Raw genomic sequence first — 26,682 nt, forward strand, 5'->3', positions numbered from 1 at the left:
TCCAGGGGGCGCGGATGAGCCGCGCGTATCCTCGAACGGTGACGATCGCTCCCCCGGCCCCGACGGTGCTCGCCGCCCGAGAGTGGCGTGAGCGCGAGGCAGAGCACACCGAGCGCGCACGCGCGCTGACGCGCGCGCACCGCGAGCGCGCGGCCCGGCGGGAACCGCACCCGGTCGAGGACTTCCTGTTCACGTACTACTCGTACAAGCCGGCGATCCTGCACCGCTGGCATCCCGGCGAGGACGTCGAGCTGACGGATGCCGCGCGCGATCCCCGCGCGCAGTGGCGCTGGTACGCGGCCGGCCGCTCCCCCGACTCGCTGGTCGTCGACGGTGCCGCGCTCCGGTCCGCGCGCGGCACTCTCATCGCGAACGTCGGGACGATCGTGCGGGCCACAGCGGGTCGCACCCCCGGCTTCGGGTGCTTCGGTCTGCACGAGTGGGCGATGGTGTACCGGCAGCGCGAGCACCGGCATCCCGTTCCGCTGCGCCTCGGGCAGGACGCGACCGACGCCGTCGTCGAGGCGCACGACCTCCGCTGCACGCACTACGACGCGTTCCGCTTCTTCACCGCCGAGGCGGTGCCGCGCAATCGTGAGGCGCCCACCCGCGAGCGTCAGCCGGCACTCGAGCAGCCCGGCTGCCTGCACGCCGGGATGGATCTGTACAAGTGGGCGGTCAAACTGGGGCCCCTCGTTCCCGGCGATCTTCTGCTGGATGCCTTCGAGCTCGCCCGCGACATCCGCGTGCTCGACATGCAGGCCTCGCCGTACGACCTCTCGGCCTGGGGCTACGAGCCGGTGCGCATCGAGACGGCCGAAGGAAAGGCCGCCTATGTGCGCGCCCAGCGCGGGTTCGCCGAGCGCGGTCAGGCGCTGCGGACGAGGCTGCTCGCCATCGTCGACGCCTGACGGTCAGCCCGCCGGCGCGCAGTCGCCGCAGGGCACGAGTCCGCGCCCCTCGGCGGCCAGGCGCAGGCGCAGGGCCGTCACCCGCTCCGCGGCGTCTTCGAGGCGGGCCGCCGGCAGGGCGCCGGATTCGACGGCTGCGACGATCGCGTCGACGGTGCGCGGTCCCGTGTCGGGCGTCGAGAAGACGACGGTGAGCACGAGATCGTTGCCCGCGGCGAGCGCGGCGACCGCGTTGGCGGCGGGATCGGCATAGCGCGGGTCGCCGGAGGCCTGCAGCATGCCGAGGTCGTCGGTCACAGCGATGCCGTCGAAGCCGAGGTCCTCGCGCGCGATGCGATGCCACTCCGCCGACAGGCTCGCGGGAGCCGGATCGACGGCGGTATAGGCGAGGTGCCCGAACATCAGCATCGGCGCATCGGCATCGATCCCGGCCGCGAACGGCACTGCCTCGGTCGCGCGCCACTGGTCGTACGGCATCGCTGTCGCGGGGATCGTGGCGTGCGAGTCCGCTGCCGTCGCCCCGTGTCCGGGGAAGTGCTTGAGAGTGGATGCCGCAGCCCCCGCCTCGCCGCGGACCGCCGCCGCGACGCTCGATGCGGCGGCATCCGGCGTGGTGCCGAGCACGCGGCGGTAGATGAACGACGCCCGATCGGCGGTTTCGTCGGCGACGACACCGAAGTTGACGCCGATCCCCGCGCGTCGCACGAGCGCCGCTCGACCTGCGAAGGCGTCCTGGACGGCAGCCGGCGGGGCGCCCTTGAGCGTCAGCGCGGATGGGAACGCGTCCCACGGGAGGCGCGAGACGTCGCCGCCCTCCTGATCGACGGCGATGAGCGGCGGGAGCGCGGGATCGAGGGTGAGCGCCGCCGTGAGGGCGCGGAGGGATGCCTCGTCGCCGGGGACGTTCGCGCCCATCAGCAGGAAGCCGCCGATGCCGGTGGACTCCATGTAGGAGCGCAGAGCCGCGGCATCCGTCGTCGGGATGTGCCCCATGACGACGCTCGCTGCACGCTCGCGCACCGACATCGCCGCGACGCGGGCGGCCGCCGCTTCGCGCACGGCATCCGGTCGCGCGGGCTCGACCATGACGCCGGCGCCCGCCTCACGCGCTGCAGCCGGCGCTGCGGGCGCGCCGCCGACGCCCAGCGCGGTCGCGACCACGGCTGCGAGCACCACGCTCGCCGCCGCTGCCCGTCGCCCTGCTCTCACCCGTCCAGCCTAGGCTCCGCGGCCGGCTCAGTGCCGGGCGAGGAGCGCCCCGGCATCCGTCCCCGCGGGCAGGACGCCGTACTGCGCGGCGCGGTCGTGGCCGAGCCGCGCCGCGATGAACGCCTCGGCGGCGGACGAGGGCGCGTGGCGGAGCATGAGCGATGCCTGGAACGCGAGTGCCAGGCCCTCAGTGAGCCGTCGCGCCTGCGCGGCTGCCTCGTCGGCGTCAGCGGCCGACAGACGCTGCAACAGGGCGAGAGTGCGGTCGACGTGGGCATCGAGCAGGCCATCGACCCCCGTCGTGGTCGCCAGCTCGTCGGCGAAGGCCGCGGCCGAATCGGGATCCCGGAGCGCGCGCAGCACATCCAGCGCGATGACGTTGCCCGAACCCTCCCAGATGGCCATCACCGGCTGCTCGCGGTAGCGGCGTGCGAGCGGGAAGGACTCCGTGTAGCCGTTGCCGCCGAGGCACTCCATCGCCTCATAGGCGTGATGCGGTCCGCGCTTGCAGACCCAGTACTTCGCGACGGGCGTGGCCAGGCGTCGCAGGGCCGTGTCGCGGTCGGAGGCGTCGGCCTCGAAGAGCTGGGCCAGGCGAAGCCCCGTCAGCATCGCGGCCTCGTACTCGAGCGCGAGGTCGGCGAGGACCGACGTCATGGCGGGCTGATCGACGAGCAGCCGGCCGAACGCCGCACGTCCGCGCGCGTGCCATACGGCCTCGGCGACCGACTGGCGCATGCCGGCCGCAGTGCCGAGGACGCAGTCCAGTCGTGTGCGCTGGACCATCTCGATGATGGTGCGCACGCCGCGTCCCGGCTCGCCGAGGAGGAACCCGACGGTGCCGTCGAACTCGACCTCGGACGAGGCGTTGGAGCGGTTGCCGAGCTTGTCTTTCAGTCGCTGGATGCGGAACGTGTTGCGCACGCCGTGCGGCAGCACGCGCGGCACGAACAGGCATGACAGGCCGTCCTCGACGCCGCCGTCGCGCGTCTGCGCGAGCACCAGGAACGCGTCCGACATCGGCGCCGAGCAGAACCACTTGTGGCCGGTCAGCTCGTACGCGTGCCCGCCCATGGCCTCGCCGACAGTCGTGCCCGCTCGCACGTCCGAGCCGCCCTGCTTCTCGGTCATCGCCATGCCGACGAGCGCGCTGCGCTTCTCGCCGCCGAGCAGACGCGGTTCGTACTCCCGCGACAGCAGACGTGGCATCCACTCGTCCGCGATCCATGGAGAGCCTTCGATCGAGGCGACCGCCGCGTGCGTCATCGACACCGGGCACGCATGGCCCGGTTCGACCTGGGCGAAGAGCATGAACATGGCGCCTCGGGCGACGGAGGCTCCGGGGCGCGGGTCCGCCCAGGCCGAGGTGTGCGCGCCGCGGGCCACCGCGTCGCCGATCACGCGGTGGTACGACGGGTCGTACTCGACCTCGTCGATGCGGTTGCCCCAGCGATCGTGCGTCTGCGCCACCGGGCTGTGGACGTTCGCCCGCTCGGCGTCGCGCTGGAAGCTTGCCGACCCGACCAGCGCTCCCGCCTCGTGCAGCGCCTCGTCCGCCCACGCGGCGCCGAATCCGCGCACCGCCTCCGTGAGCGGCACGTTGACGGCGTACTCGTCGAGGTCGACGCGCCAGGGAGCCTGGTTCTCGACGCGATGTGTGGCGCTCATGGGCGCTCCGCATCGCCCGCCGTCGCCAGCGCGTACTGCTCGCGCGGGCTGAGCGGCGCACGCGTGACGATGTCGTGGATGAACGCGAGCTTGTGGCGCACCGGCGCGACGATCGTGAACGGATACAGATCGCCGAAACCCATCGAGCGGTTGATGCGGTTGAAACCCTGCGACATCCACTCCCAATCGGTCAGCAGCCGCTGGATCGGCTCGCCCTCGTACGAGCCCAGGGGCACGACGTCGGTGTCGCGCAGGTTCGTGACGGCTGCGTCGAGATGGATGCCGATGACCGCGGCCGTCTGCAGGGTCCCGGTGATGTGCAGATAGTGCGCGAAGGTCTCGGCGAAGTCCTCCCACGGGTGCATCGTCGCGTACTCCGAGATGAACGACTCGTGCCAGTCGGCGGGCGCCCCGAGCTTGTAGTGGCGCTGCAGCGCGTCACGGTAGCTCGCTCGCTCGTCGCCGAACAGTTCGCGGCAGCGATCCCACAGGGCGGGCTCGGTGAGCAGCACGTTCTGGTAGTAGTGCCCGACCTCGTGGCGCAGGTGCCCGAGGATGGTGCGGTACGGCTCACCGAGCTTGACCCGCAGCGCCTCGCGGCGATCGTCCAGACTCTCCGCCAGGTCGATCGTGATGATGCCGTTCGCGTGGCCGATCGTGACCCGCTGACCGTCGGAGAGACTGGAGATGAGGTCGAACCCGAGGCCGCCCTTCTGGACGTCCCAGCCGACGATCGGCAGCCCGAGGTCGGCGAGCTGCAGGAGCAGGCGCCGCTTGGCCTCCTCGGTCTTCGCGAGCTTCTCGAGCGCCACCGTGTCGTCGGAGGCGGGACTGCGGCGCGTCAGGCGGCACGAGAAGCAGCGGCCGGCCGGCGCGTTCTCCCACACGAGCCAGTTGCACGCCCACTCGCGGTTCGAGCAGGCGTACCAGATCTCGCCGTCGATGACGGCCTGCCCGTGATGCAGCCCCTGGAACTCGCGCGACGGCAGGTGATACCCGATCTCGGCTTCGCAGTTCGGACACCGCAGGGTGTCGAGGTAGACGAAGTGGCGGCAATGCGGACAGCGGGGCTGCGAGCTCACCGTCTCACCGTAGCGTGCCGGGTGGGCACGCGGCCGTGCGACAGGTCACGGCGACGGCGTGACGGGCACGCGCAGCAGCAGGTCGTCCTGCGGCCCGGGATCGCCGCGTCCGTCGGTGTTGTTCGTCAGCACCCACAGCGAGCGGTCGGGAAGCGCGACGACGTCCCTCAGTCGCCCGAACTCTCCGGCGAACGCCGCGACGGGCTCGCCGGCGACCGCACCGTCGGACGTGTCGACCTGCCACAGCCGCTCGCCCCGCAGCCCTGCGACGAACAGTGTTGCGCCGACGGCGGCGAGACCGCTCGGACTGGCCTCGCTCGTCGCCCACTGCGCCACCGGGTCGACGTACCCGTCCCGCTGCGCGATCCCTTCCACGACCGGCCAGCCGTAGTTCGCTCCCGGTTCGATGCGGTTGAGCTCGTCCCACGTGTTCTGCCCGAACTCGCTGGCCCACATCGTGCCGTCGGCCGTCCAGGCGATCCCCTGCACGTTGCGGTGGCCCATCGACCAGACGCGCGTGCCCCACGGGTTGCCGGGAGCGGCGTCGCCGTCGGCGGTGAGCCGAAGGATCTTGCCGCCCAGCGCGTCACGCTCCTGGGACGACTCGGAACGGCCGGCATCGCCGGTCGTGACATACAGGTAGCCGTCCGGGCCGAACGCGAGGCGCCCGCCGTCGTGATTCGTCGCCTTCGGGATGCCGTCCAGTACGACGTCGGCCGCGCCGAGCTCGAACGCGCCGGGGTCGCCGACGAGCGGCATCCGCACGACACGGTTGTCATCGGCGGCCCCGAAGTACGCGTAGAGCTCGGGCCCGTCCGCCCTGTCACGCAGCGCGAGGCCGTGCAGACCGGACTCGCCGCCCGGGACGACGCCCGGCACGATTCCCACGGTGCGCAGCACGCCGTCCGGTGTCAGCTCGAGGACGGCGCCGTCGTCACGCTGCGAGATGAGTGCGCCGCCGTTGTCCAGCGGCACCACGGACCAGGGAGACGCGAGCCCCGAGCCGAGCGTGGCGACGTCCGGCGAGACCCTCCACCAGCCCGTCTCCGCGGTCGCGGAGGGCGACGGAGCGATCGTGGGGGCGACCGTCGACGGTGCGGGCCGGGGCTCCGACGCCGAGCATCCGGTGGCGAGCGCCGACGCCAGGACGAGGCATCCGATCGCCGCGAACCGGAGCCGAGGCCTCATGTGGCCGCCACGGCGGCCTCGAGCGCGGCGAGGTCGATGCGGCGCATGCGGAGCATCGCCTGCACGGCGCGGTGCGCGATCTCGGGATCGGGATGCCGGATCAGCTCGACGAGGCGGTCGGGGATGATCTGCCACGAGAGCCCCCAGCGATCCTTGAGCCACCCGCACGGCTGCTCCTCGCCCCCGTCGGCGACGAGGGCGTCCCAGTAGCGGTCGACCTCGTCCTGGTCACGGCACGACACGTACAGCGACACCGCCTCGGTGAAGGGGAACTGCGGACCCGCGTCCATACCGAGGTAGTCGCGCCCGCCGAGCCGGAAGCGGACGTGCATCACCTTGCCGCCCATGCCCGGAACCTCGTCGGGATAGCGATCGAGGGCGAGGATCTCGGAGTCGGGGATCAGCGTGGTGTAGAACGTGACGGCCTCTTCGGCAGTGTCGTCGAACCACAGGAAGGGTGTCACGTCGGTCATGCCTCCCACCCTCCCGGACGCCTCCCGCGCGCGCAACGGGGCATGCGACGTCCGGATCAGGTCGGCGTCGCGGGAAGCCTCACCGTCACGCGCAGTCCGCCCTCGGGCCGTCCGGCGAGGGCGATGGTGCCCTCGTGCGCCTCGGCGATGCTCTTCACGATCGCGAGCCCCAGCCCGACACCCGCGTGCTGGTCCCCGCGCGTGCGCTCACTCCCCCGCTGGAACGGCTCCGTCAGGGTTCCGACGAGCATCGGGCTGAGCAGGGGGCCGGTGTTCTCCACCGTGAGCTGCGCGTACGCACCGTCGCGCGCGGTCGCGACGTCGACGGCTCCGCCGTCGGGCAGATTGTGGACGATCGCGTTGTGCACCAGGTTCGCCACGAGCTGCCGCAGCAGCGCCGGCGAGCCGAGCACCGCCACAACCTCGCCCGACGTCGAGATCGACACATGCCGCGCCTCGGCGACCGGCAGCAGCGTCTCGACGGCATCCTCCGCGACGAGCGACAGGTCCACCGGCTCGCGCACGAACGCGCGCTGCTCGGCACGGCTGAGCACGAGCAGCGCCTCGGTCAGGTCGATCGCACGAGCGTTCACGAGGCGCAGTCGTTCGATGAGCTCGTCCGCGTCGCGGTCCGGATCGCTACGGGCGACGTCGAGCAGCGTCTGCGTGATCGCCAGCGGAGTGCGCAGCTCGTGCGATGCGTTCGCGGCGAACCGGCGCTGCTCGTCCACGTGCGCCTGCAGCCGGTCGAGCATCGTGTCGAAGCTGTCGGCGAGCTCGCGGAACTCGTCGTCGGGTCCCTCCAGCTCGATGCGGTGCGACAGCGAGCCCGCAGAAGCACGGCGCGTGGCATCCGTGATCCGACGCAGCGGGGCGAGCATGCGCCCCGCGAGGATCCAGCCGCCGACGAGCCCGAACGCGAGCAGGGCGACCAGCGCCCACGCCGCGCGCGGAACGAACGCCCGCTCGAGGTCGCCGCGATTCGGGATGACCGGCCCAGGGCCGCTGAAGTTGCCGTCGGGCACGTAGCGCAGCAGGAACACCCAGACGACGGCGAGCAGCAGCGCGCCGGCGACCATCAGGAACCCGGCGTAGCTGAGCGTGAGCTTGAGCCGGACGCTCATGCCCCGCCGCCTAGCCAACGCCCGCCTCGTCCTCCGTCTCGATGCGGTATCCCACTCCCGGCACCGTCGCGATGACCCAGGGCTCGCCGAGGCGCTTGCGCAGCGCAGACACCGTGATGCGCACCGCGTTCGTGAACGGATCGGCGTTCTCATCCCACGCCCGCTCCAGCAGGTCCTCGGCGCTCACGACGCCGCCCTCGGCGGCCACGAGCACCTCCAGCACGGCGAACTGCTTGCGGGTGAGCGCGATGTGACGGCCGTCGCGGAACACCTCGCGGCGGAACGGATCCACGCGCAGCCCGGCGAGCTCCCGAACGGGCGGCCGGCTGTGCGCACGCCTCCGGTCGAGTGCGCGCAGGCGCAGCACGAGTTCCTGCAGCTCGAACGGCTTGGTCAGGTAGTCGTCGGCCCCGAGCTCGAAGCCCGAGGCCTTGTCGTCGATCCGGTCCGCCGCCGTCAGCATGAGGATCGGGATGCCGGTCCCCGACGCGACGAGATGCGCGGCGATGTCATCGCCCGAGGGTCCGGGGATGTCCCGGTCGAGCACCGCGATGTCATAGGCGTTGACGCTCAGCATCTCCAGCGCCGTGTCGCCGTCGGCCGCGACATCGGCCGCGATGGCGGCCAGCCGCAGACCGTCACGGATGGCCTCCGCCATCAGCGGCTCGTCCTCGACCACCAGCACGCGCATGCCTCGATGCTACGAGGCGGCGCATATCGTCCGTGTAGCGAAAACCTCATACGCTCCGGCAACGCGCGCGCGAGTGTGCTGATGTCATGCACAACTCCCCTCGCCCGACGCGACTGCGTCGCACCCTCGTCGGTCTCGTCATCGCGTTCGCGCTGGTCATCGCCGCCGTCGTGGGGCTCGTCGCGTACCGTTCCGCCTCGGCTGCCGCGCCCACCCCCGCCGGCGGAGGCACGGCCGAGGTCGATGAGACTCGCGACGGAGCGGTCACCGAGGCCGACGGCATCCTTCCCGAATCCGCCGGCCCGTTCGACGACGGCTACCCGGGAGTCGCGCGGCTGCAGCCGGCGCTGCTCGACGCGCTGCGCCGGGCCGCGACCGACGCCGCCGCGCAGGGCATCGACATCCGTGTCAACAGCGGCTGGAGGTCGGCGGAGTATCAGGAGCAGCTGCTGCGGGAGGCGATCGCGCAGTACGGCTCGGAGGCCGAGGCCGCCCGCTGGGTGGCCACGCCCACCACCTCCGCGCACGTGGCGGGCGACGCCGTGGACATCGGCCCGTACGCCGCAGCCGACTGGCTCATCGCGCATGGGCAGGACTACGGTCTCTGCCGCACGTACGACAACGAGGCGTGGCACTTCGAGCTGAACCCGGATGCCGTCCGGAATGGCTGTCCGCGGCCCTACCGCGATCCGACGGAGGATCCCCGCATGGCAGGCTGACCGGCGCCGCGGGAGCACCGAAAGCAGAAGGCCGCCCGATCGGGCGGCCTTCTCTCGGTGGACCTGAGGGGACTCGAACCCCTGACCCCCTGCATGCCATGCAGGTGCGCTACCAGCTGCGCCACAGGCCCTCACCGTTTCCCGCTCTCGCGGGGCAACTCGTCTAGCTTACAACACTCCGAAGGGTGCTCCGAACCACGGTCAGTCTTCGGCGGCCGCCCGCGCGGGAAGCTGGATCGGGACGACCGGGCAGTCCTTCCACAGACGCTCCAGGCCGTAGAACACGCGCTCCTGCTCGTGGAAGACGTGCGCGACGAGGTCGCCGAAGTCCAGCAGGACCCAGCGGGACTCCTGCCGGCCTTCACGGCGCAGGCGCTTGTGGCCGGCCTCGAGAAGCTTCTCTTCGATCTCGTCCGCGATCGCGGCCACGTTGCGCTCGCTGCGGCCGGTCACCAGCAGGAAGATGTCGACGAGCGGCAGCGGCTCGGAGACATCCAGCGCGATGAGATCCTCGCCGCCCTTCGCGTCGGCCGCGGCCGCCGCGATCTGCAGCATGTCGAGCGACTGCGGGGTCGCGGTCATCAGAAGACTCCTGTCACGAAGGCGAGGATGAGGACGCCCACCAGGGCGAGCGCGAGCACACCGGCGGTCACGGCGAGCGACATCATGAGCTTGCCGCCCTTCTCGGGCGCCGGCGGCTTGATGACCTCGCCGGGCATCTTCACCGTGCTCACGGCGGCGCTCGCGGCGATCGGCGTCGGCGACGAGTGCACCGGCAGCTCGCCGTCGACCAGCGTCGCGTCGATCTCCTTGCCGTCGGCGGTGCCCTTCGCGTGTCCCGTCGAGCCGAGACCCTCGGGCAGGTTGAACGTGCCTGTGACGATGACCTCGCCCGTGGCGGTGACCGGCGCGACGAGCCCCGACACCTCGGGAGCCTGCGACACGATGAGCGCGCTGGGCAGCGCGATGGCCCCGGTGGTGCGCGAGAGCAGCTGGTCGAACGACGGCGGGATCTCGGGGGCGTGCTCGGGCTCGCGCGCCGGCTCGGTCTCGGACTCGAGCAGTCCCGCACCGAGCAGCGGGCTCACGACGGCCTTCTGCTCTTCGGCGAGAGGGCTCTCGACGCCGGCGAGGGCGGAGTCGAACGCGTCGATGCCGGTCCGCTCTTCCTTCAGCGGCTGCATCCACGACACCTCAGGGGCCGTCGGAGCGGTGGCGGGGGCCGCCGCGACGGGAGCAGGTGGCTCCTGCTCGCTCTCGCGCGGGATGCCGAACAGCGCGTGCATGCCGCTGTCGGTACTGACCTCGCCCGTCGCGGGCTGCTCGACGAACAGCGACGGCGTCGGCTCGGGTGCGGTTGCCGCAGCGGGCTGCGGCTGGGTGAACACCGGGTGCTCGACAGCGGGCGCGGGCGCCGGCGCCGGATCCGGGGCGGGTGTGTAGGCGAACGCCGGCGCTCCCGTCGCGGCGGCGTGCGCGGCGACGACCTCGGGCGTGATCACCGGCACCGAGGCCGTGCGGATGCGCTCCTGCTGACGGGCCTGGCGGCGCGTCAGAGGCGACACGCCGAGGTCGACGCTCGCGTCCGCGACGGGCGCGGGCGGGACGGCGGCGGGCTCGGCCGGCCGCGGGAACGGGGCGGCCGGAGCGGGGACGACGGCCGCGGGCGGCGGCGTGGGCGCGACGAACTCGACGGGTGCGGGGGCCTCGGGCGCAGCGTCGGCGGTCGGAGCCGCGGTGATGACGGGCGTCGAACCGGTGTTCCGCAGCTCGCGGATCTGCTTGCGGGTGAGGGCGGGCGTTGCCGGTTGCTCGGGTGTACTCATTCCTTGCTCCGGTAGAGATGATGCTTCGCAATGTATTGGACGACCCCGTCGGGCACGAGGTACCACACCGGGTGTCCTCGCTGCACCCGATCACGGCAGTCCGTCGACGAGATGGCGAGGGCGGGGATCTCGAGCTGACTGACGTCGTCGCTGGGCAGGCCGTCCGTGTTCAGCACGTGTCCCGGGCGAGACACCGCGACGAAGTGGGCGAGATCCCACAACTCATCATGGTCTCTCCAACTGAGAATTTGCGCTATGGCGTCTGCGCCCGTGATGAAGAACAGCTCCGCGTCGGGGCGCTGGGCCTTCAGATCGCGGAGCGTGTCGATGGTGTACGTGGGTCCGTCGCGGTCGATGTCGACGCGACTCACTGTGAAGCGGGGATTGGATGCCGTCGCGATGACGGTCATCAGGTAGCGGTGTTCGCTCGGCGAGACGTCGGCTTTCTGCCACGGCTGACCGGTAGGCACGAAGACCACCTCGTCGAGGTCGAACCACTGGGCGACCTCGCTCGCAGCGACGAGGTGCCCGTGGTGGATGGGATCGAACGTCCCACCCATGACCCCGATCCTCGAGGCCTTCACGCCGACCATGCGGACTGCCTCAGTGGCCGTGCCCCGCTCGCTGGACGTCGTTGGCGTGGGCCTTGGCATATGCCTCGGCCTTCTGCGAGTGGCGGTTGGCCACGTTGCGGTACGACAGCGTCACCATCGCGAGCGCGCCGAAGACGACCAGCGCCACGATGCCGTAGCCGACCGTCTCGAGGGCGACGTTGCCGGTGTGCTCTGCCTCTTCGGCGGCGATGGCGATGATCGTGGCGAGTGTCATTCGGGCTCCGTTTCGGGTTCGCCTCTGGGGCGCGGGACTGGACCAGTCTATTCCGTCACGCGCGGACTTGTCCGGCGCCGCGCGCCAGCCACTTCGAGCTGGTGAGCTCGGCCAGGCCCATCGGACCGCGCGCGTGCAGCTTCTGCGTCGAGATGCCGACCTCAGCGCCGAACCCGAACTCGCCGCCGTCGGTGAAACGGGTCGAGGTGTTGGCCATCACGACGGCCGAGTCGACTTCGGCGAGGAAGCGGGCCTCGCTGGCGGCATCCCGCGTCACGATCGACTCCGTGTGGTGCGTGGAGTACCGCCGGATGTGGTCGAGTGCGTCGTCGAGATCGTCGACGACGCGCATGGCCAGGTCGAGACTCAGGTATTCGGCGGCCCAGTCCTCGTCGGTCGCCGGCGTGACGCCTTCGGCCAGGCGAGCGACCGCCGGATCGCCGTGGACGGTGACGCCGCTCTGCTGCAGCGCGGCCACCACGGGGCCGACGAGGCGTTCGGCGGCACCGCGGTGCACGAGCACGGTCTCGACCGCGTTGCACACGCTCGGCCGCTGCGTCTTCGCGTTGACGACGATGTCGCGGGCCCACTCCAGCGGCGCGGTCTCGTCGAGCACGATGTGCACGACACCGGCGCCGGTCTCGATCACGGGCACCGAGGACTCCGTGACGACGGTCTCGATCAGCTGGGCGCTGCCGCGCGGAACCAGCACGTCCACGATGCCGCGTGCGTGCATGAGCTCACGTGCGCCCTCGCGGCCGAACTCGTCGACGGTCTGGATCGCCTCGGGGTCGACGCCGCGCTCCGCGAGGGCCCCGCGCATGGCGCGCACGAGGGCCGCGTTGGTGAGCTCGGCGGCCGTCCCGCCCCGCAGCACCACGGCGTTGCCGGAACGAAGTGCCAGCGCGGCGATGTCGACGGTGACGTTGGGACGCGCCTCGTAGATCGAGCCGACGACGCCGAACGGCACCGCCACCTTGGTGAGCGAGACGCCGTTGTCGAGCGTCCGCTCGTCGAGCACGCGGCCGACCGGATCGGGAAGCGCCGCGATCTCGCGCACGGCGGCGGCCAGCGCTCCCACCCGCGGCTCGTCGAGCCGCAGGCGGTCCTGCAGGGCGACCGACAGGCCGCTCTCACTCCCCCGCCGCAGATCCTCGGCATTCGCGGAGACGATGTCGGCCGACGCCTCCTCGATGGCGTCGGCGATCGCGAGCAGCGCCTCGCGCTTGTCGGCGTCGCCGAGCAGCCCGATGCTGCGAGAGGCGTCCTTCGCCAGGAGCATCCGTTCGCGGGCCGTGGTGGCGGTGGTGGTCATCCGCCCAGTTTAGGACGGCGGCAGGGCCTGAGGTCAGCCGATGCGCACGGCGCCGGTCACCGGCGTCGCGACCGGTTCGGGGTTCGGCGCGAACCACGTGCCGATGTCGTCGCCGGCGAGCGCCTCGCCGACGAGATCGGCGCTCGTGACGAGGACGCCGATCCCGGATGCCGCCGCCAGGCGTGCCGCCGAGACCTTGGTCGCGGCACCGCCGGTGCCCACGCTGTTGACCACGACGGAGCCGAACTCGAACCCGTGCAGGTCGTCGCCGAACGCGACATGCGGGATCGGCAGGGCGCCGGGCTCGTCCGGCGGCCGCGTGTACAGGCACTCGATGTCGCTCAGCAGCACCAGCGCGTCGGCCCCGATCAGCTGGGCGACGAGCGCAGCGAGCCTGTCGTTGTCGCCGAAGCGGATCTCGTGCGTGGCCACCGTGTCGTTCTCGTTGACGACCGGCAGGATGCGCAGGCCCAGCAGGCGCTCCATCGCGCGGCGCGCGTTCTCACGGTGCGTCGCGTTCTCGAGGTCGCCGGCGGTGAGGAGCACCTGCCCCGCGACGATCCGGAAGGGTCGCAGCGCCTCCTGATAGCGGTAGATCAGGATGTTCTGCCCGACGGCGGCCGCGGCCTGCTGCGTCGCGAGGTCGGTGGGACGCTCGTCCAGCAGAAGGAAGGGCATGCCGGTCGCGATGGCGCCCGACGACACCAGCACGACCTCGGTGCCTCGCCCGTGCGCGGCGGCCAGGGCGTCCACGAGCGGGCGGATCTTGTGCGCGTTGTCGCCGCTGATGGACGAAGACCCGACCTTGACCACGACGCGGCGCGCGGTGGGGATGTCACCGCGCTCGCGAGCGCTCACTCGTCGCCCTCGTCATCCCAGTCGGGGCGCGGGCCGCGCTCGGCGAGGCGCTCGGCCTCGAGCTCGGCGCGTGCCTCCGCCTTCGCGTCCATCATGTCGTGGTACATGTCGCGCCGTTCGGACGTCGTCCGTCGTGTGCTGCGCAGCAGGCGGGGGTCGGTGCCGCGCGGCGCCGTCATCAGCTCCGCCGTGGACGACACGGACGGCTCCCAGTCGAAGACGATCCCGTCGCCCTCGCCGATGACGACCGTCGCGCCCGGAACGGCGCCGGCACGGTACAGCTCGTTCTCGACGCCCAGCTTCTCCAGGCGGTCGCCGAGGTAGCCGACGGCCTCCTCGTTCTGGAAGTCCGTCTGCTGCACCCACTTGAGCGGCTTGTCGCCGAGGATGCGGTACACGTTGCCGTACGTCCCGCCCTCCACGCGGATCGTGAACTCCTTGTCGGCGCCCTTCGGGCGGATCACGATCCGCTCGGGCGCCGGTGCCGCGGCCTGCTCGGCGCGGTGGGTCGCCACGATGTCGGCGAGGGCGAAGGTGAGCTGGCGCAGTCCCTCGTGGCTCACGGTCGAGATCTCGAACACGCGGAAGCCGCGCTCCTCGAGATCCGGCCGCACGAGATCGGCGAGGTCCTTGGCCTCGGGCACGTCGACCTTGTTGAGCGCGACGAGCTGGGGACGCTCCAGGAGCGGGAGCTGGCCCTCGGGCACCGGGTACGCGGCGAGCTCCGCGAGGATGACGTCGAGGTCGGTCAGCGGGTCGCGGCCGGGCTCGAGCGTTGCGCAGTCGAGGACGTGCACGAGAGCCGTGCAGCGCTCGACGTGGCGCAGGAACTCCAGCCCGAGCCCCTTGCCCTCGCTCGCCCCCTCGATCAGCCCGGGGACGTCCGCGACGGTGAACCGCACGTCCCCGGCCTGCACGACGCCCAGATTCGGGTGCAGCGTCGTGAACGGGTAGTCGGCGATCTTGGGCCGGGCGGCCGAGATCGCCGCGATGAGGCTCGACTTGCCCGCTGACGGGAAGCCCACCAGGGCCACGTCCGCCACCGTCTTCAGCTCGAGGAGGACGTCGCCGGTCCATCCCGGCGTCCCGAGCAGCGCGAAGCCGGGCGCCTTGCGCTTCGGCGTGGCCAGGGCCGCATTGCCGAGTCCGCCGAGTCCGCCCGGGGCGGCCACGAACCGCATGCCGGGCTCGATCATGTCGACGAGCGTCTCGCCGTTCACGTCCTTCACCACGGTTCCGACCGGAACGGGGAGCTCGAGCGACTCTCCCGCGGCGCCGGAGCGGTGATCGCCCATGCCGAAGCCGCCGTTGCCCGCGGAGCGGTGCGGCGAGTGGTGGTACGACAGCAGGGTCGTCACCTGCGGGTCGGCGACCAGCACGATGTCGCCGCCGTGGCCGCCGTTGCCGCCGTCCGGGCCGGCGAGAGGCTTGAACTTCTCGCGCTTGACCGACACGCAGCCGTTGCCGCCCTTGCCCGCGCTCAGATGGAGCGTCACGCGATCGACGAACGTGACCATGCGGTCCCCCTCAGGCCTGGGTGCTCCCCAGAGTAAAGGGAAGGGGCGAGCCGAAGCCCGCCCCCTCCTCGAAGTGTGTGTGAAACCGGTGGACTACTCCGCCGCCGCCACGATGTTGACGACCTTGCGGCCGCCCTTCTGGCCGAACTCGACCGAGCCCGCGGCGAGCGCGAACAGCGTGTCGTCGCCACCGCGGCCGACGTTGGCGCCCGGGTGGAAGTGCGTGCCGCGCTGGCGGACGAGGATCTCGCCGGCGTTGACTGCCTGGCCGCCGAAGCGCTTCACGCCGAGGCGCTGAGCGTTGGAGTCACGACCGTTGCGGGTGGAGCTTGCGCCCTTTTTGTGTGCCATCTCTGCGTCTCCTGTGGCTTACTTGATGCCGGTGACCTTGACGCGCGTGAGGTCCTGACGGTGCCCCTGGCGCTTCTTGTAGCCGGTCTTGTTCTTGAACTTCTGGATCACGATCTTCGGGCCGCGCTCCTCACCGAGCACCTCGGCGGTCACGGTGACCTTCGCGAGCTTGTCGGCATCGGTCGTCACGGCGTCGCCGTCGACGAAGAGCACCGCGGGGAGCTCGATCTTGTCGCCGACCTTCGCGGCCTGGCGGTCGAGAACGACGATCGTGCCGACCTCGACCTTCTCCTGCCGGCCGCCGGCGCGCACAACTGCGTAAACCACTTCACACCTGTTTCTTCTGGGAGCACGCGCACGCGCTCAGGACGTCAACGAAGACTTGGTGCGGATGTCTCGACGCACCAAGGGTCTACTTTACCAGATGCCGGAACAGTCCGCGAAAGCGCACGACGTCGTGTCGCGCCACGCATGAATAGTATCTGGACGTGACGATCCTGATCGACGACCCCCGCTGGCCCGCCCACGGGCGGCTGTGGGCTCATCTCGTCAGCGACGAGTCGGTCGCCGAGCTGCACGCGTTCGCGCAGGCGAACGGCATCCCGCGCCGTGGTTTCGACCTCGACCACTACGACGTGCCCGAAGAGGCGCACGCCCGGCTGATCGCGGCCGGCGCGGTGCACGTCGACGGCCACGAGCTCGTGCGCCGGCTGATCGCGTCGGGTCTGCGGGTCAAGGCGCGCGACCGGCACTGACGGCGCTCACGCGGCCGCCGACATCTCCAGCACCGCCGCGGCACGTGCGGGCCCGTCGAAGGCGCGAACGGCCTCCCCCAGCCTCTGGGCGCGCTGGTGGACGACCTGATCGGCCAGGAGCGCGACGATCGCCGCCCGGATCCGCGCCGGATCGGAACGGCGCGACATCGTCAGCCCCACCCCGGCGCGCGCCACGGCTCGTCCGACGCGCGGCTGATCCGACGTGCCGTCCAGGGGCAGCGCGAGCACCGGCACACCGTGTGCCAGGGCGGCGAGCGTCGTGCCGTGCCCGCCGTGACCCACCACGACCGAGGCGGACGGGAACAGCTCGTGGTGGGGCATCCACCCGCGGACCTCGACCGCGCGCGGCACGCGCAGCTCGTCCGCAGAGACCGCGGGGCCCAGCGTCGCGACGACGCGGACGTCGAGGGTCTCCGTCGCGTCGAGCACGCGCTGCCACGTCGGGACCAGGTCGGGGAACCGGAAGGTGCTGAGGCTCACGACGACGGTGGGCTCCGACGGCGTCGCGGCCACCGCCGCCGTCATGGGGCCCGCGTACACGACCGCTCCCGGACGCGCCGACAGGGCCGGCTGCGGCGCGAACGGCACGACGAGATCGGGGACGGATGCCACGACGATGGGCATGGCGTGCGACCGGGCCGCTCCCACCCGCATGCCCTGCACCCATGCGACCGCACCGAGGGCGCGCATGCCCGACGCCAGGAAGCCGTGCAGCGTGTGCTCGAGCACGGCGTAGCGCCGCCCCATGCGATCGAGCGTGTCGAGCACGCCGATGAGCAGGCAGTCCACCACCACGACGTCGGCGGGGTGGTCCACCAGGAACGACACGGTGTCGTCGGCGATGCCGTGGTCGAACACGAGCCGCAGCAGCCCGCGCGGTCCCGTCTGCAGCACGAAGTCGGGGGCGCTGGCGTAGGGCGTGAACGGCAGCCCGGCCTCGCGGTAGGCAGCGGCCTGAGAGTCGTGGCCCAGCACCCGCACATCGTGGCCGCGCTGCTGGAGGGCGCGCGCAATCGCGATCGTGGGCATGCGGTTTCCGCCGCCGTCCCACGTCACGAACACATAGCGCGCCATGGCGCCTCCCCAGGTCCCCGCCGCCCAGAATAGCGGCGGAGGACCCGGGGCGACAGTGCGCGCCGCGAGGGGTCAGTCCTCGGCGGGTGTGTGGGGCACGGGGGTCCCGGTGAGGGCAGCGGTCGTGACGCGACGCCGTGAGCGGCCCTGGCCGGGTGCCTTGGGCTCGGGAAGGGCGTTCAGGACGGAGTCCAGCAGCATGTCCTTCTCGGTCTTCGGCTTGGACTCCTTCTTCGCCGACTCCGCCCGCTTCTTGCGCGGCTTCTTGGGGCGCTCGACCGGAGCGGCCTCCTCCGCGGGAGCGGCCGGGGCCGTCTCGTCGGCGTGGTGGATCGTGGAGGCCGCGATCTGGGCGAGGGCGGACTTCATGCCCTCGGTGATGACGTGCGTGCCGGTCGAGCCGTTCGACGCCGGCGGCGTGCTGCCGCCGCCGCGCGGACGACGGCCGCCCGACGGAGCCGTGCCGGCGCCGGGGGCACGGTGCTTGACGACCGGGTCGTGGTGGACGATGAGCCCGCGGCCGGCGCAGACCTCGCACGGCTCGCTGAAGGTCTCGAGCAGGCCGAGGCCGAGCTTCTTGCGCGTCATCTGCACGAGACCGAGAGAGGTGACCTCGGCGACCTGGTGCTTCGTGCGGTCGCGGCTCAGGCACTCGACGAGCCGGCGCAGCACGAGGTCGCGGTTGGACTCGAGCACCATGTCGATGAAGTCGACCACGATGATGCCGCCGATGTCGCGCAGGCGCAGCTGGCGGACGATCTCCTCCGCCGCCTCGAGGTTGTTCTTGGTGACGGTCTCTTCGAGGTTGCCGCCCGAGCCGACGAACTTTCCGGTGTTGACATCGACGACGGTCATCGCCTCGGTGCGGTCGATGACGAGCGATCCGCCCGAGGGCAGCCACACTTTGCGGTCCAGCGCCTTCTCGATCTGCTCCGTCACGCGGAACTCGTCGAACGGGTCGTGGTCGCCCTCGAAGCGCTCGACGCGATCGAGCAGGTCGGGAGCCACCGACTCCAGGTATTTGGTGATCGTGTGGTACGCGTCCTCGCCCTGGATGAGCATCTTCGAGAAGTCCTCGTTGAAGACGTCGCGGACGATCTTGACGAGCAGGTCCGGCTCGGAGTGCAACAGCGCCGGGGCCTGGATCGTCTCGACCTGCTTCGAGATGTGCTCCCACTGGTTGGTGAGGCGCTGAACGTCGCGGGTCAGCTGGTCCTCCGTGGCACCCTCGGCGGCCGTGCGCACGATGACGCCCGACGACTCGGGAAGGACCTCCTTGAGGATCTTCTTGAGGCGTGCACGCTCGGTGTCGGGCAGCTTGCGCGAGATGCCGTTCATCGCACCGCCGGGGACGTACACGAGGTAGCGGCCGGGGAGCGAGATCTGGCTGGTCAGGCGCGCGCCCTTGTGGCCCACCGGGTCCTTCGTGACCTGCACGAGCACGCGGTCGCCGGTCTTGAGCGCCAGTTCGATGCGGCGGGGCTGATTGCCCGTCTCGACGGCATCCCAGTCCACCTCGCCCGAGTAGAGCACGGCGTTGCGGCCGCGGCCGATGTCGACGAACGCGGCCTCCATGCTGGGGAGCACGTTCTGCACGCGACCGAGGTACACGTTGCCGATGAGCGAAGCGTCCTGGTTGCGGGCGACGTAGTGCTCGACGAGCACGTTGTCTTCCTGCACGGCGATCTGGATGCGCCCGTTGCGCGAGCGCACGATCATGACGCGGTCCACGGCCTCGCGACGCGCGAGGAACTCGGCCTCGGTCACGACCGCGCGGCGACGGCCGGCCTCGCGGCCGTCGCGGCGACGCTGCTTCTTCGCCTCCAAGCGCGTGGAGCCCTTGATGCGCTGCGGCTCGGTGATGAGCTCGACGGCGCGCTGGCGCGGCTGCGAGGGCTCCGAAGTGGATGCCTCGTCCCGGCCCTCTCCGCCACGACGACGGTTGCGGCGGCGCGACGAGCCCGAGGCGGCCGCCTCGGCCTCCGGCTGCTGCTCACGGCCCGGGCGAGCCGGAAGCGGCGTGATCGCGGGTGCGTAGAAGTGCAGGTCGGTCGACACGGCCGACACGAACACCTCGGGCAGCAGGCCCAGGCTGACGGCGGTGGCGGGGCCGCTCGGCTCGGGCGCTGCCTCGGGCTCCGTGGCAGGAGCGTCCGCAGCGGGAGCGTCCGCGGCGGGAGCGTCCGCGGCGGGAGCGTCCGCGGCGGGAGCGTCGGCGTCCGGCATGTCCGACTCGGACTCGGGCGCTGCGGTCTCGGACTCGGGCGCCTCGGTCTCAGCGGGCTCGGTCTCGCCGGCGGCCACCTCGGTCGGCTCCCCCGCTTCCACTGCGGCAGCGGGTTCGGCGGCCTCGGTCGATTCCCCCGCCTCGGCGTCGGGCTCAACCGCGCGGACGGGTGCGGCATCCCCCTCGCCGGCGTCGGCGGCCGACGCCGCGGGCGCCTGAGGCGCGGAGTCCGCGTCTAGCGGCGCGTCCGATTCGTTCTGAGGGGTGAATTCTGCATCGGTTCCATCGGCCATCACTGGCGTACTCCTAGCGGGACGACACCGCGCGTCGCCCGGCGAAATCTCGTGCGGCGCCGCCCATGCCCTCCGGACGGGGCGGTGCCGCGAACTCACTCGGTCTGCAGCGGAGGTCCGGCGCTAGGCGGAGGCTCGCGCTGCCAAGGGCATTCGTCGCCCTGAAGTCTTCTGGTGATGATCGTTGCGGCGCGGCCGCTCGTCATCGACCCCTATTATCGCACTTCCCCCGGCAGAATGCCCATTCGCGCCGCGCCGCGGGTTTCGCACGGCCGCGGGCTGGGCATCCGCGCAGGCGCCGATGCCATAATCCGAGCATGGTCACATCCCCCGCCGAGCGCCCCGAGGCGCGGACGCACTACGCCCTCGCCCTCGTGCTGATCGTCGGCGGGCTGCTCGGCCTGCTGGCGTCCTTCGCGCTCACGATGGACGACATCAATCTGCTCAAGAACCCCGACACCGCGTTGACCTGCAACCTGAACGCGGTCGTCAACTGCGGCAAGAACATCGAGTCGTGGCAGGGCAGCATCTTCGGGTTCCCCAACCCGATCCTGGGTCTCATGATGTTCCCCGCGCCCGTCGTCGTGGGATTCGCGCTCCTCGCGCGGGCGCGGTTCGCAGGCTGGTTCTGGTGGATCTTCAACGCCGGCCTGCTGTTCGCGATCGCGTTCGTGTACTGGCTGGCGTTCCAGAGCATCTTCGACATCGGCACGCTGTGCCCGTGGTGCTCGCTGGTCTACCTGGTGACCATCCCGATGTTCCTCGGCGTGACGGTGCGCAACCTTCGCGCGGGACTGGCCGGGCGCGCGCTCCAGAAGTTCGGCGACGCGATCTCGGGCTGGGTGCCGCTCATCGCGATCGCGGGGTACGTCATCATCTTCGGCGCCGCACAGCTGCACCTGAACATCCTCGCCACGCTCTTCTGAGCCGGGTCCTGACGCACAAGGCCGGGGCGCCTCCTCACGGAGACGCCCCGGCCTTGTGCGTCGAGCCTCAGAACCAGATGTCGAGCTCGCGCGCCGCCGACTCGGGGCTGTCGGAGCCGTGCACGAGGTTCTGCTGCACCTTGAGACCCCAGTCGCGGCCGAAGTCGCCGCGGATCGTGCCGGGCGCAGCCGTCGTCGGGTCGGTGGTCCCTGCCAGCGATCGGAAGCCCTCGATCACGCGGTTGCCGGCCAGACGGATGGCCACAGACGGACCCGACATCATGAACTCCACGAGCGGCTCGTAGAAGGGCTTGCCCTCGTGCTCGGCGTAGTGGCGCTCGAGCGTCTCGCGGTCGGGCTCGACGAGGCGGATGTCGACGAGGGCGTACCCCTTCGCCTCGATGCGGGCGAGGATCGCGCCGGTGAGGCCGCGCGCGACGCCGTCGGGCTTGACGAGGACGAGGGTCTCTTCGGTGGCCATGGGAGTCTCCGTTCGGATCAGACTTCTTCGGGGCTGTCGGGGGATTCGGCCGCGAGCCTTGCGTTGCGCCGGTCGAGAGCGGCCCCCTTGATGGTGGCATACCCGTACATGACCCCGAAAATGACGGCGACGATCGCGAAGGCCGGCACCAGGAACGCCCCCAGCAGCACCACGCCCTGCAGCGCCCATCCGACGACGATGCCCCAGCGGTACCGCGTGACGCGCGTCGTGGCGACCATCAACACGGCCACGACGACGCCCGCGACGATGCCCCACCACGGCTCGATCCCGTCCGGGAACGCCTTCAGCCCGTACACGACGAGTCCGCCGAGGAACGCCACGATCGACTCGAAGCCGAGCACGATCGTCGCCAGCGACTCCTCCGCGCCCCGCGCACGCCGTACGCGGACCCGCTGCTCGGCTCCCGCTGATCCGGGGCCGGTGGGCTCCGAGCCTGTCACTCGCTCCACCCCGCCTTCCAGTCCTCGGCGGCCGACAGCGTGAGCGCCTCGCCGGCGAGCACGACCGAGCCCGCGATGACGACGGCGCGACGATCGGATGCCGCCGCCCAGGCGCGCGCCGCGTCCGCGGCCTCCGCCAGATCGCGGTGCACCGACACGCGCAGGTCGTGGGCCTCCGCGAGGTCCGCGATCGCGTCGGCGTCCTCGGCACGGTCGGAGTCGGGAGAGGTCGCGAACACGTGCGCGGCGACCGGGGCGATCGCGTCCACGATGCCCGCGGCATCCTTGTCGGACAGCACGCCGAGCACCACGCCCCATTCGTCGAAGTCGAACGACTCCCGCAGCGCGCTCACGAGGGCGCGCGCACCGTGCGGGTTGTGCGCGGCATCGACGAGCACCGTCGGCGCCGCACCGACCAGCTGCAGCCTGCCGGGCGAGGTCACCCCGCCGAGGCCGTCCGCCAGCACGTCGCCCGCGATCGGCTGTGCGCCGCCGCCGACGAGCGACTCGACGGCGGCGATCGCGAGCGCCGCGTTGAACCCCTGGTGCGCGCCGTACAGCGGCAGGTACTCGTCCTCGTACGTGGCGGCCAAGCCGCGCACCGTGATCTGCTGCCCGCCCACCGCGAGCCGCTGCTGCGCGAGCGCGAAGTCCGCGCCTTCGAAGGCGATCGACGCGCCGCGCGCGTCGGCGGCGGCCCGCAGCACGGCTTCGGCGGCGGGAACCTGCCGGGCCGAGACGACGGCCGCGCCGTCCTTGATGATCCCGGCCTTCACCGTCGCGATCTCGGCGATGGTATCGCCCAGACGGTCGGCGTGGTCGAGGTCGATCGGCGCGAACACCGCGACGTCGCCGTCCGCGGTGTTCGTCGAGTCCCATGCGCCGCCCATGCCGACCTCCAGCACGAGGACGTCGATGGGCGCATCCGCGAACGCCACGAACGCCAGCACCGTCAGCAGCTCGAAGAACGTGAGCGGCGCGTCGTCCGCGGCTTCGAGCTCGGCATCCACGATGTCGACGAACGGCACGATCTCGTCCCACGCGTCGGCGATCGCGGCGTCCTCGATGGGCTCGCCGTCGATCATGATGCGCTCGGTGAAGCGCTCCAGGTGCGGACTCGTGAAGAGCCCCGTGCGCAGGCCGTGGGCGCGCACGAGACTCTCGATCATGCGGCTCGTCGAGGTCTTGCCGTTGGTGCCGGTGACGTGCACGACGCGGTAGGTGCGCTGCGGGTCGTCGAGCAGCTCGAGCACGCGGCGTGTGCGCTCGACACGCGGCTGCACCCAGCGCTCGCCCTGCCGCTGCAGCAGCGCCTCATAGACGGCGTCGGCCCGACGCCGGTCGCGATCGCTCATGCCGATCCCTCCGCCTTCGTGACGGCCACCGTGAACTCGCCGCGGTTGGCGAACGTGCCGGCGGCGAAGGTGGCCTGGTGGTCGTGGCTGTCGACGAGCGCGTCGGGTGCGACCAGCACGGCGTGCTCGACGGCGAGCGTCTCACCCGCGACATCCGCAACGTCGAAGGCCGACTGGACGGCGGCGCCGTCCTCGGCGTCGTCGAACACCAGCGTCAGGCGGATGCGGTCGCTCACGTCGAAGCCGGCCGCCTTGCGGGTGTCCTGCACGGCACGGATCACGTCGCGCGCCAGACCCTCGGCCTCCAGCTCGGGAGTGGTGGCGGTGTCGAGCAGCACGAAGCCGCCGCCTGCGAGCAGGGCGATCGCCGTGCCCTCGTCGACGCCGCCCGCCTCGAGGGTGAGCTCGTACTCGCCCTCCTGCAGTGCGACGCCGTCGACGACGACGACTCCGTCGACCTCTTCCCAGATGCCCGACTTCGCGCCGGCGATGACGTGCTGCACCTGCTTGCCGAGGCGGGGGCCCGCGGCGCGGGCGTTGACGCTCAGCCGCTTGCTGATGCCGTAGCGCGCCGACAGGTCGTCGGCCAGCTCGATCAGCTCGACGGCCTTGACGTTGAGCTCATCGCGCAGGATGCCGTCGAACTGGCCCAGGGCGGCGGCATCCGGAACCGCCACGGTGAGGCGCGGCAGCGGGAGACGCACGCGGCGCCCCTCCTTCTTGCGCAGCGCGTTCGCGACGCTCGACACCTCGCGCACCGCATCCATGGCGCTGCGGATGTCGGCGGCGCCGGGGAACTGCGACGCGTCCGGCCAGTCCTGCAGGTGGACGCTCCGCCCGCCGGTCAGGCCCTGCCACACCTTCTCGGACACGAGCGGGATGAGCGGCGCGGCCACGCGCGTCAGCGTCTCAAGGACCGTGTAGAGCGTGTCGAAGGCTTCGCGGCTCTTCGGATCGTCGGACACCCCCAGCCAGAAGCGGTCGCGCGAGCGGCGGATGTACCAGTTCGTGAGCGCCTCGGTGAAGTCGCGCAGCTTCGCCGCGGCGAGTGTCGAGTCGAGGACGTCGAGGTCGGCGGCGACCTCCCGCACGAGGTCGCCCGTGAGCGCGAGGATGTAGCGGTCGAGTACGTCCGTCGAATCCGTGCGCCAGGAGGCCTGGTACCCCTCGCCGCCGGCGCCTCCCGCCGCGTTGGCGTACGTCGCGAAGAAATACCACGCGTTCCACAGCGGCAGCAGGAACTCGCGCACGCCGGCGCGGATGCCCTCCTCCGTGACGATGAGGTTGCCGCCGCGCAGCACCGAGCTCGACATGAGGAACCAGCGCATCGCGTCCGAGCCGTCGCGGTCGAACACCTCGCTGACGTCGGGGTAGTTCTGCAGCGACTTCGACATCTTCAGCCCGTCGCTGCCGAGCACGATGCCGTGGCACGACACGCCCGTGAACGCCGGACGGTCGAACAGCGCGGTCGACAGCACGTGCATGACGTAGAACCAGCCGCGCGTCTGGCCGATGTACTCGACGATGAAGTCGGCCGGCGAGTGCTCGTCGAACCACTCCTGGTTCTCGAAGGGGTAGTGCACCTGGGCGTAGGGCATCGAGCCGGAGTCGAACCACACGTCGAAGACGTCCTCGATGCGCCGCATCGTCGAACGCCCGGTCGGGTCGTCGGGGTTCGGCCGCGTCAGATCGTCGATGAACGGACGGTGCAGGTCGACCTCGCTCTCCGCGTTGCGCGGCAGACGTCCGAAGTCGCGCTCGAGCTCTTCCAGCGAGCCGTACACGTCGATGCGCGGGTGCTCCGGGTCGTCGCTCTTCCATACCGGGATCGGCGAGCCCCAGTACCGGTTGCGGCTCACCGACCAGTCGCGCGCGCCCTCGAGCCACTTGCCGAACTGGCCGTGCTTGACGTTCTCGGGCACCCACGTGATCTGCTCGTTGCCGGCGAGCATGCGGTCCTTGATGTCGGTGACGCGCACGAACCAGCTCGACACCGCGCGGTAGATGAGGGGGTTCCGGCACCGCCAGCAGTGCGGGTACGAGTGCTCGTAGCTCGCCTCGCGCAGCAGGCGCCCCTGCTGGCGCAGCAGGCGGATGAGCGGGCGGTTGGCGTCCATCCACAGCTCGCCGGCGACCTCGGTCACCTGCGGCAGGAAGCGTCCGCCGTCGTCGAGGCTCATGATGAGCGGGATGCCGGCGGCCTCGGTGATCCGCTGGTCGTCCTCGCCGAAGGCCGGGGCCTGGTGCACGATGCCCGTGCCGTCGCCCGTGGTGACGTAGTCGTCCACGAGGATGCGCCAGGCGTTCTGGGTGCCCCAGACGGCGGCATCCGCGTAGTAGTCGAACAGACGGTCGTACGCGACGTCCTCGAGCTCGGCGCCGAGCAGCGTCCGCTCGACGGCCTCACGCGCGGCCTCGGCCGACTCGTAGCCGAGGTCCTTGGCGTAGCCGGCGAGCAGCTCCTCGGCGAGGAGGTAGCGATGCGACTCGGCCTCGGCGTGCTCGTCGTCGCGGTGCACGTCGGCGGCGCCGTTCGAGCCGCCGGGCACGACGACGTAGCGGATGTCGGGGCCGACGGCGAGCGCGAGGTTGGTCGGCAGAGTCCACGGCGTCGTCGTCCACGCGAGAGCGCGCACACCGGTCAGGCCCAGCGCCTCGGCCTTCGCGCCGACCAAGGGGAACGTGATCGTCACGGAAGGGTCCTGACGCATCTTGTACACGTCGTCGTCCATGCGCAGCTCATGCGCCGACAGCGGCGTCTCGTCGCGCCAGCAGTACGGCAGCACGCGGTGGCCCTCGTAGGCCAGGCCCTTGTCGTAGATGGTCTTGAACGCCCACAGCACGGACTCCATGTACGTGAGGTCCAGCGTCTTGTAGCCGCGCTCGAAGTCGACCCAGCGCGCCTGGCGGGTGACGTAGTCCTCCCACTCGCGCGTGTAGGCGAGCACCGACTCGCGCGACTTCGCGTTGAACGTGGCGATGCCCATCGCCTCGATCTCGCTCTTCTCCGTGATGCCGAGCTGCTTCATGGCCTCCAGCTCCGCCGGCAGGCCGTGCGTGTCCCAGCCGAAGACGCGGTCCACCTTCTTGCCGCGCATGGTCTGGAACCGCGGGAACAGGTCCTTCGCGTAGCCGGTCAGCAGGTGGCCGTAGTGCGGCAGGCCGTTGGCGAAGGGCGGTCCGTCGTAGAACACCCACTCCTCGGCGCCCTCGCGCTGGGCGATGGAGGCCCGGAAGGTCTGGTCGGCCTCCCAGAACGCGAGCGTCTCCTGCTCGATGTCGGGGAAGCGCGGGCTCGGGACGAGGGGGGCAGGCGCCGCGTCGGCGGC

At 71.3% G+C, this 26,682-nt stretch carries 26 protein-coding genes and 1 tRNA gene; 4 read left to right on the forward strand and 23 right to left on the reverse strand.

What is annotated here, in order from left to right; genetic code table 11:
- Positions 1–14: 14 nt before the first annotated feature.
- Positions 15–911 carry a 3-methyladenine DNA glycosylase gene (locus tag JNB62_RS13730; RefSeq protein ID WP_220301465.1) on the forward strand — a complete coding sequence of 299 codons (897 nt, stop codon included), beginning with the start codon at positions 15–17 and terminating at the stop codon, positions 909–911.
- A gap of 3 nt (positions 912–914) precedes the next feature.
- On the opposite strand, the gene JNB62_RS13735 is transcribed toward JNB62_RS13730, so the two are convergent.
- Genes JNB62_RS13735 through JNB62_RS13765 form a run of 7 tightly spaced genes read right to left on the reverse strand, consistent with a single transcriptional unit; the run spans position 915 to position 8,346 of the window.
- Positions 915–2,120, reverse strand: a complete 1,206-nt coding sequence (locus JNB62_RS13735) for a glycoside hydrolase family 3 N-terminal domain-containing protein (RefSeq protein ID WP_308291809.1) — start codon at positions 2,118–2,120, stop codon at positions 915–917.
- 27 nt (positions 2,121–2,147) lie between these two features.
- A complete protein-coding gene (locus JNB62_RS13740; protein WP_220301466.1) occupies positions 2,148–3,788 on the reverse strand; it encodes an acyl-CoA dehydrogenase family protein in 1,641 nt (546 codons plus the stop codon).
- Positions 3,785–4,870 carry a zinc-binding metallopeptidase family protein gene (locus JNB62_RS13745; protein ID WP_220301467.1) on the reverse strand — a complete coding sequence of 362 codons (1,086 nt, stop codon included), beginning with the start codon at positions 4,868–4,870 and terminating at the stop codon, positions 3,785–3,787. Before JNB62_RS13745 ends, JNB62_RS13740 begins: the two co-directional genes overlap by 4 nt.
- 45 nt (positions 4,871–4,915) lie before the next feature.
- A complete protein-coding gene (locus JNB62_RS13750; RefSeq protein ID WP_220301468.1) occupies positions 4,916–6,058 on the reverse strand; it encodes a PQQ-dependent sugar dehydrogenase in 1,143 nt (380 codons plus the stop codon).
- Positions 6,055–6,531: a VOC family protein gene (locus JNB62_RS13755; protein WP_220301469.1), complete on the reverse strand. Its 477-nt coding sequence runs from the start codon at positions 6,529–6,531 to the stop codon at positions 6,055–6,057. The genes JNB62_RS13750 and JNB62_RS13755 overlap by 4 nt, the downstream gene beginning before the upstream one ends.
- Before the next feature lie 56 nt (positions 6,532–6,587).
- Entirely contained in the window at positions 6,588–7,655 is a 1,068-nt protein-coding gene (locus JNB62_RS13760; RefSeq protein WP_276572297.1) for a sensor histidine kinase, read from the reverse strand.
- Between the two features lie 10 nt (positions 7,656–7,665).
- Positions 7,666–8,346 (reverse strand): response regulator transcription factor, encoded by a 681-nt coding sequence (locus JNB62_RS13765; protein WP_220301471.1) that lies wholly within the window; start codon positions 8,344–8,346, stop codon positions 7,666–7,668.
- Positions 8,347–8,432: 86 nt separating this feature from the next.
- On the opposite strand from JNB62_RS13765, the gene JNB62_RS13770 reads away from it, so the two are divergent.
- Complete coding sequence (locus tag JNB62_RS13770) at positions 8,433–9,065, forward strand: M15 family metallopeptidase (RefSeq protein WP_220301472.1); 633 nt, start codon at positions 8,433–8,435, stop codon at positions 9,063–9,065.
- A gap of 58 nt (positions 9,066–9,123) precedes the next feature.
- On the opposite strand, the gene JNB62_RS13775 is transcribed toward JNB62_RS13770, so the two are convergent.
- The 10 genes from JNB62_RS13775 to rplU form a co-directional block, all read right to left on the reverse strand.
- A tRNA-Ala gene (locus JNB62_RS13775) sits at positions 9,124–9,196 on the reverse strand.
- Between the two features lie 70 nt (positions 9,197–9,266).
- Positions 9,267–9,647, reverse strand: a complete 381-nt coding sequence (gene rsfS, locus JNB62_RS13780; protein ID WP_220301473.1) for a ribosome silencing factor — start codon at positions 9,645–9,647, stop codon at positions 9,267–9,269.
- Positions 9,647–10,891, reverse strand: coding sequence for a hypothetical protein (locus JNB62_RS13785; protein ID WP_220301474.1), 1,245 nt, complete (start codon positions 10,889–10,891; stop codon positions 9,647–9,649). The genes rsfS and JNB62_RS13785 overlap by 1 nt, the downstream gene beginning before the upstream one ends.
- Positions 10,888–11,484 (reverse strand): nicotinate-nucleotide adenylyltransferase, encoded by a 597-nt coding sequence (nadD, locus tag JNB62_RS13790; protein WP_220301475.1) that lies wholly within the window; start codon positions 11,482–11,484, stop codon positions 10,888–10,890. Before nadD ends, JNB62_RS13785 begins: the two co-directional genes overlap by 4 nt.
- A gap of 10 nt (positions 11,485–11,494) precedes the next feature.
- Positions 11,495–11,719 carry a hypothetical protein gene (locus JNB62_RS13795; protein ID WP_141894414.1) on the reverse strand — a complete coding sequence of 75 codons (225 nt, stop codon included), beginning with the start codon at positions 11,717–11,719 and terminating at the stop codon, positions 11,495–11,497.
- Between the two features lie 55 nt (positions 11,720–11,774).
- Entirely contained in the window at positions 11,775–13,034 is a 1,260-nt protein-coding gene (locus tag JNB62_RS13800) for a glutamate-5-semialdehyde dehydrogenase (RefSeq protein ID WP_220301476.1), read from the reverse strand.
- A gap of 33 nt (positions 13,035–13,067) precedes the next feature.
- Entirely contained in the window at positions 13,068–13,892 is an 825-nt protein-coding gene (gene proB, locus JNB62_RS13805; protein ID WP_220301477.1) for a glutamate 5-kinase, read from the reverse strand.
- A complete protein-coding gene (gene obgE, locus JNB62_RS13810; protein WP_220301478.1) occupies positions 13,889–15,409 on the reverse strand; it encodes a GTPase ObgE in 1,521 nt (506 codons plus the stop codon). The genes proB and obgE overlap by 4 nt, the downstream gene beginning before the upstream one ends.
- Positions 15,410–15,502: 93 nt before the next feature.
- Positions 15,503–15,760, reverse strand: a complete 258-nt coding sequence (gene rpmA / locus JNB62_RS13815) for a 50S ribosomal protein L27 (protein ID WP_220301479.1) — start codon at positions 15,758–15,760, stop codon at positions 15,503–15,505.
- A gap of 18 nt (positions 15,761–15,778) precedes the next feature.
- Positions 15,779–16,087: a 50S ribosomal protein L21 gene (rplU, locus tag JNB62_RS13820; protein WP_141894409.1), complete on the reverse strand. Its 309-nt coding sequence runs from the start codon at positions 16,085–16,087 to the stop codon at positions 15,779–15,781.
- A gap of 161 nt (positions 16,088–16,248) precedes the next feature.
- Here rplU and JNB62_RS13825 point away from each other — a divergent pair, with 161 nt between their 5' ends.
- On the forward strand, positions 16,249–16,515 hold the full coding sequence (locus tag JNB62_RS13825) for a DUF4031 domain-containing protein (RefSeq protein WP_141894408.1): 267 nt from the start codon (positions 16,249–16,251) through the stop codon (positions 16,513–16,515).
- A gap of 6 nt (positions 16,516–16,521) precedes the next feature.
- On the opposite strand, the gene JNB62_RS13830 is transcribed toward JNB62_RS13825, so the two are convergent.
- Together JNB62_RS13830 and JNB62_RS13835 are read right to left on the reverse strand one after the other, a co-directional pair.
- The gene (locus JNB62_RS13830; protein WP_220301480.1) at positions 16,522–17,610 is read right to left on the reverse strand and encodes a glycosyltransferase; all 1,089 of its coding nucleotides are present in this window, start codon (positions 17,608–17,610) and stop codon (positions 16,522–16,524) included.
- A 72-nt stretch (positions 17,611–17,682) separates the two neighbouring features.
- On the reverse strand, positions 17,683–20,130 hold the full coding sequence (locus JNB62_RS13835) for an Rne/Rng family ribonuclease (protein ID WP_220301481.1): 2,448 nt from the start codon (positions 20,128–20,130) through the stop codon (positions 17,683–17,685).
- Between the two features lie 317 nt (positions 20,131–20,447).
- On the opposite strand from JNB62_RS13835, the gene JNB62_RS13840 reads away from it, so the two are divergent.
- On the forward strand, positions 20,448–21,056 hold the full coding sequence (locus JNB62_RS13840) for a vitamin K epoxide reductase family protein (protein WP_220301482.1): 609 nt from the start codon (positions 20,448–20,450) through the stop codon (positions 21,054–21,056).
- A 67-nt stretch (positions 21,057–21,123) separates the two neighbouring features.
- Here JNB62_RS13840 and ndk read toward each other — a convergent pair whose 3' ends face one another.
- The 4 genes from ndk to ileS all read right to left on the reverse strand — a co-directional run.
- The gene (ndk, locus tag JNB62_RS13845) at positions 21,124–21,537 is read right to left on the reverse strand and encodes a nucleoside-diphosphate kinase (RefSeq protein ID WP_141894404.1); all 414 of its coding nucleotides are present in this window, start codon (positions 21,535–21,537) and stop codon (positions 21,124–21,126) included.
- A 17-nt stretch (positions 21,538–21,554) separates the two neighbouring features.
- Positions 21,555–22,007, reverse strand: a complete 453-nt coding sequence (locus tag JNB62_RS13850; protein WP_308291810.1) for a DUF4233 domain-containing protein — start codon at positions 22,005–22,007, stop codon at positions 21,555–21,557.
- A complete protein-coding gene (locus tag JNB62_RS13855; protein WP_220301483.1) occupies positions 21,995–23,353 on the reverse strand; it encodes a bifunctional folylpolyglutamate synthase/dihydrofolate synthase in 1,359 nt (452 codons plus the stop codon). Before JNB62_RS13855 ends, JNB62_RS13850 begins: the two co-directional genes overlap by 13 nt.
- A partial coding sequence (gene ileS, locus JNB62_RS13860; RefSeq protein WP_220301484.1) for an isoleucine--tRNA ligase occupies positions 23,350–26,682 on the reverse strand: 3,333 nt, incomplete at its 5' end. The genes JNB62_RS13855 and ileS, both read right to left, overlap by 4 nt.

The sequence above is a fragment of the Microbacterium jejuense genome (assembly GCF_019511665.1).
GTDB classification, from domain to species: domain Bacteria; phylum Actinomycetota; class Actinomycetes; order Actinomycetales; family Microbacteriaceae; genus Microbacterium; species Microbacterium jejuense_A.

Bases quoted from the DNA above. Each gene is read 5' to 3' on its own strand.
- JNB62_RS13730 (WP_220301465.1), top strand. From the start codon at position 15: ATGAGCCGCGCGTATCCTCGAACGGTGACGATCGCTCCCCCGGCCCCG.
- JNB62_RS13740 (WP_220301466.1), bottom strand. From the start codon at position 3,788: ATGAGCGCCACACATCGCGTCGAGAACCAGGCTCCCTGGCGCGTCGAC.
- JNB62_RS13750 (WP_220301468.1), bottom strand. From the start codon at position 6,058: ATGAGGCCTCGGCTCCGGTTCGCGGCGATCGGATGCCTCGTCCTGGCG.
- JNB62_RS13755 (WP_220301469.1), bottom strand. From the start codon at position 6,531: ATGACCGACGTGACACCCTTCCTGTGGTTCGACGACACTGCCGAAGAG.
- JNB62_RS13760 (WP_276572297.1), bottom strand. From the start codon at position 7,655: ATGAGCGTCCGGCTCAAGCTCACGCTCAGCTACGCCGGGTTCCTGATG.
- JNB62_RS13765 (WP_220301471.1), bottom strand. From the start codon at position 8,346: ATGCGCGTGCTGGTGGTCGAGGACGAGCCGCTGATGGCGGAGGCCATC.
- JNB62_RS13770 (WP_220301472.1), top strand. From the start codon at position 8,433: ATGCACAACTCCCCTCGCCCGACGCGACTGCGTCGCACCCTCGTCGGT.
- rsfS (WP_220301473.1), bottom strand. From the start codon at position 9,647: ATGACCGCGACCCCGCAGTCGCTCGACATGCTGCAGATCGCGGCGGCC.
- JNB62_RS13785 (WP_220301474.1), bottom strand. From the start codon at position 10,891: ATGAGTACACCCGAGCAACCGGCAACGCCCGCCCTCACCCGCAAGCAG.
- nadD (WP_220301475.1), bottom strand. From the start codon at position 11,484: ATGGTCGGCGTGAAGGCCTCGAGGATCGGGGTCATGGGTGGGACGTTC.
- JNB62_RS13795 (WP_141894414.1), bottom strand. From the start codon at position 11,719: ATGACACTCGCCACGATCATCGCCATCGCCGCCGAAGAGGCAGAGCAC.
- JNB62_RS13800 (WP_220301476.1), bottom strand. From the start codon at position 13,034: ATGACCACCACCGCCACCACGGCCCGCGAACGGATGCTCCTGGCGAAG.
- obgE (WP_220301478.1), bottom strand. From the start codon at position 15,409: ATGGTCACGTTCGTCGATCGCGTGACGCTCCATCTGAGCGCGGGCAAG.
- rpmA (WP_220301479.1), bottom strand. From the start codon at position 15,760: ATGGCACACAAAAAGGGCGCAAGCTCCACCCGCAACGGTCGTGACTCC.
- JNB62_RS13830 (WP_220301480.1), bottom strand. From the start codon at position 17,610: ATGGCGCGCTATGTGTTCGTGACGTGGGACGGCGGCGGAAACCGCATG.
- JNB62_RS13835 (WP_220301481.1), bottom strand. From the start codon at position 20,130: ATGGCCGATGGAACCGATGCAGAATTCACCCCTCAGAACGAATCGGAC.
- JNB62_RS13840 (WP_220301482.1), top strand. From the start codon at position 20,448: ATGGTCACATCCCCCGCCGAGCGCCCCGAGGCGCGGACGCACTACGCC.
- ndk (WP_141894404.1), bottom strand. From the start codon at position 21,537: ATGGCCACCGAAGAGACCCTCGTCCTCGTCAAGCCCGACGGCGTCGCG.
- JNB62_RS13855 (WP_220301483.1), bottom strand. From the start codon at position 23,353: ATGAGCGATCGCGACCGGCGTCGGGCCGACGCCGTCTATGAGGCGCTG.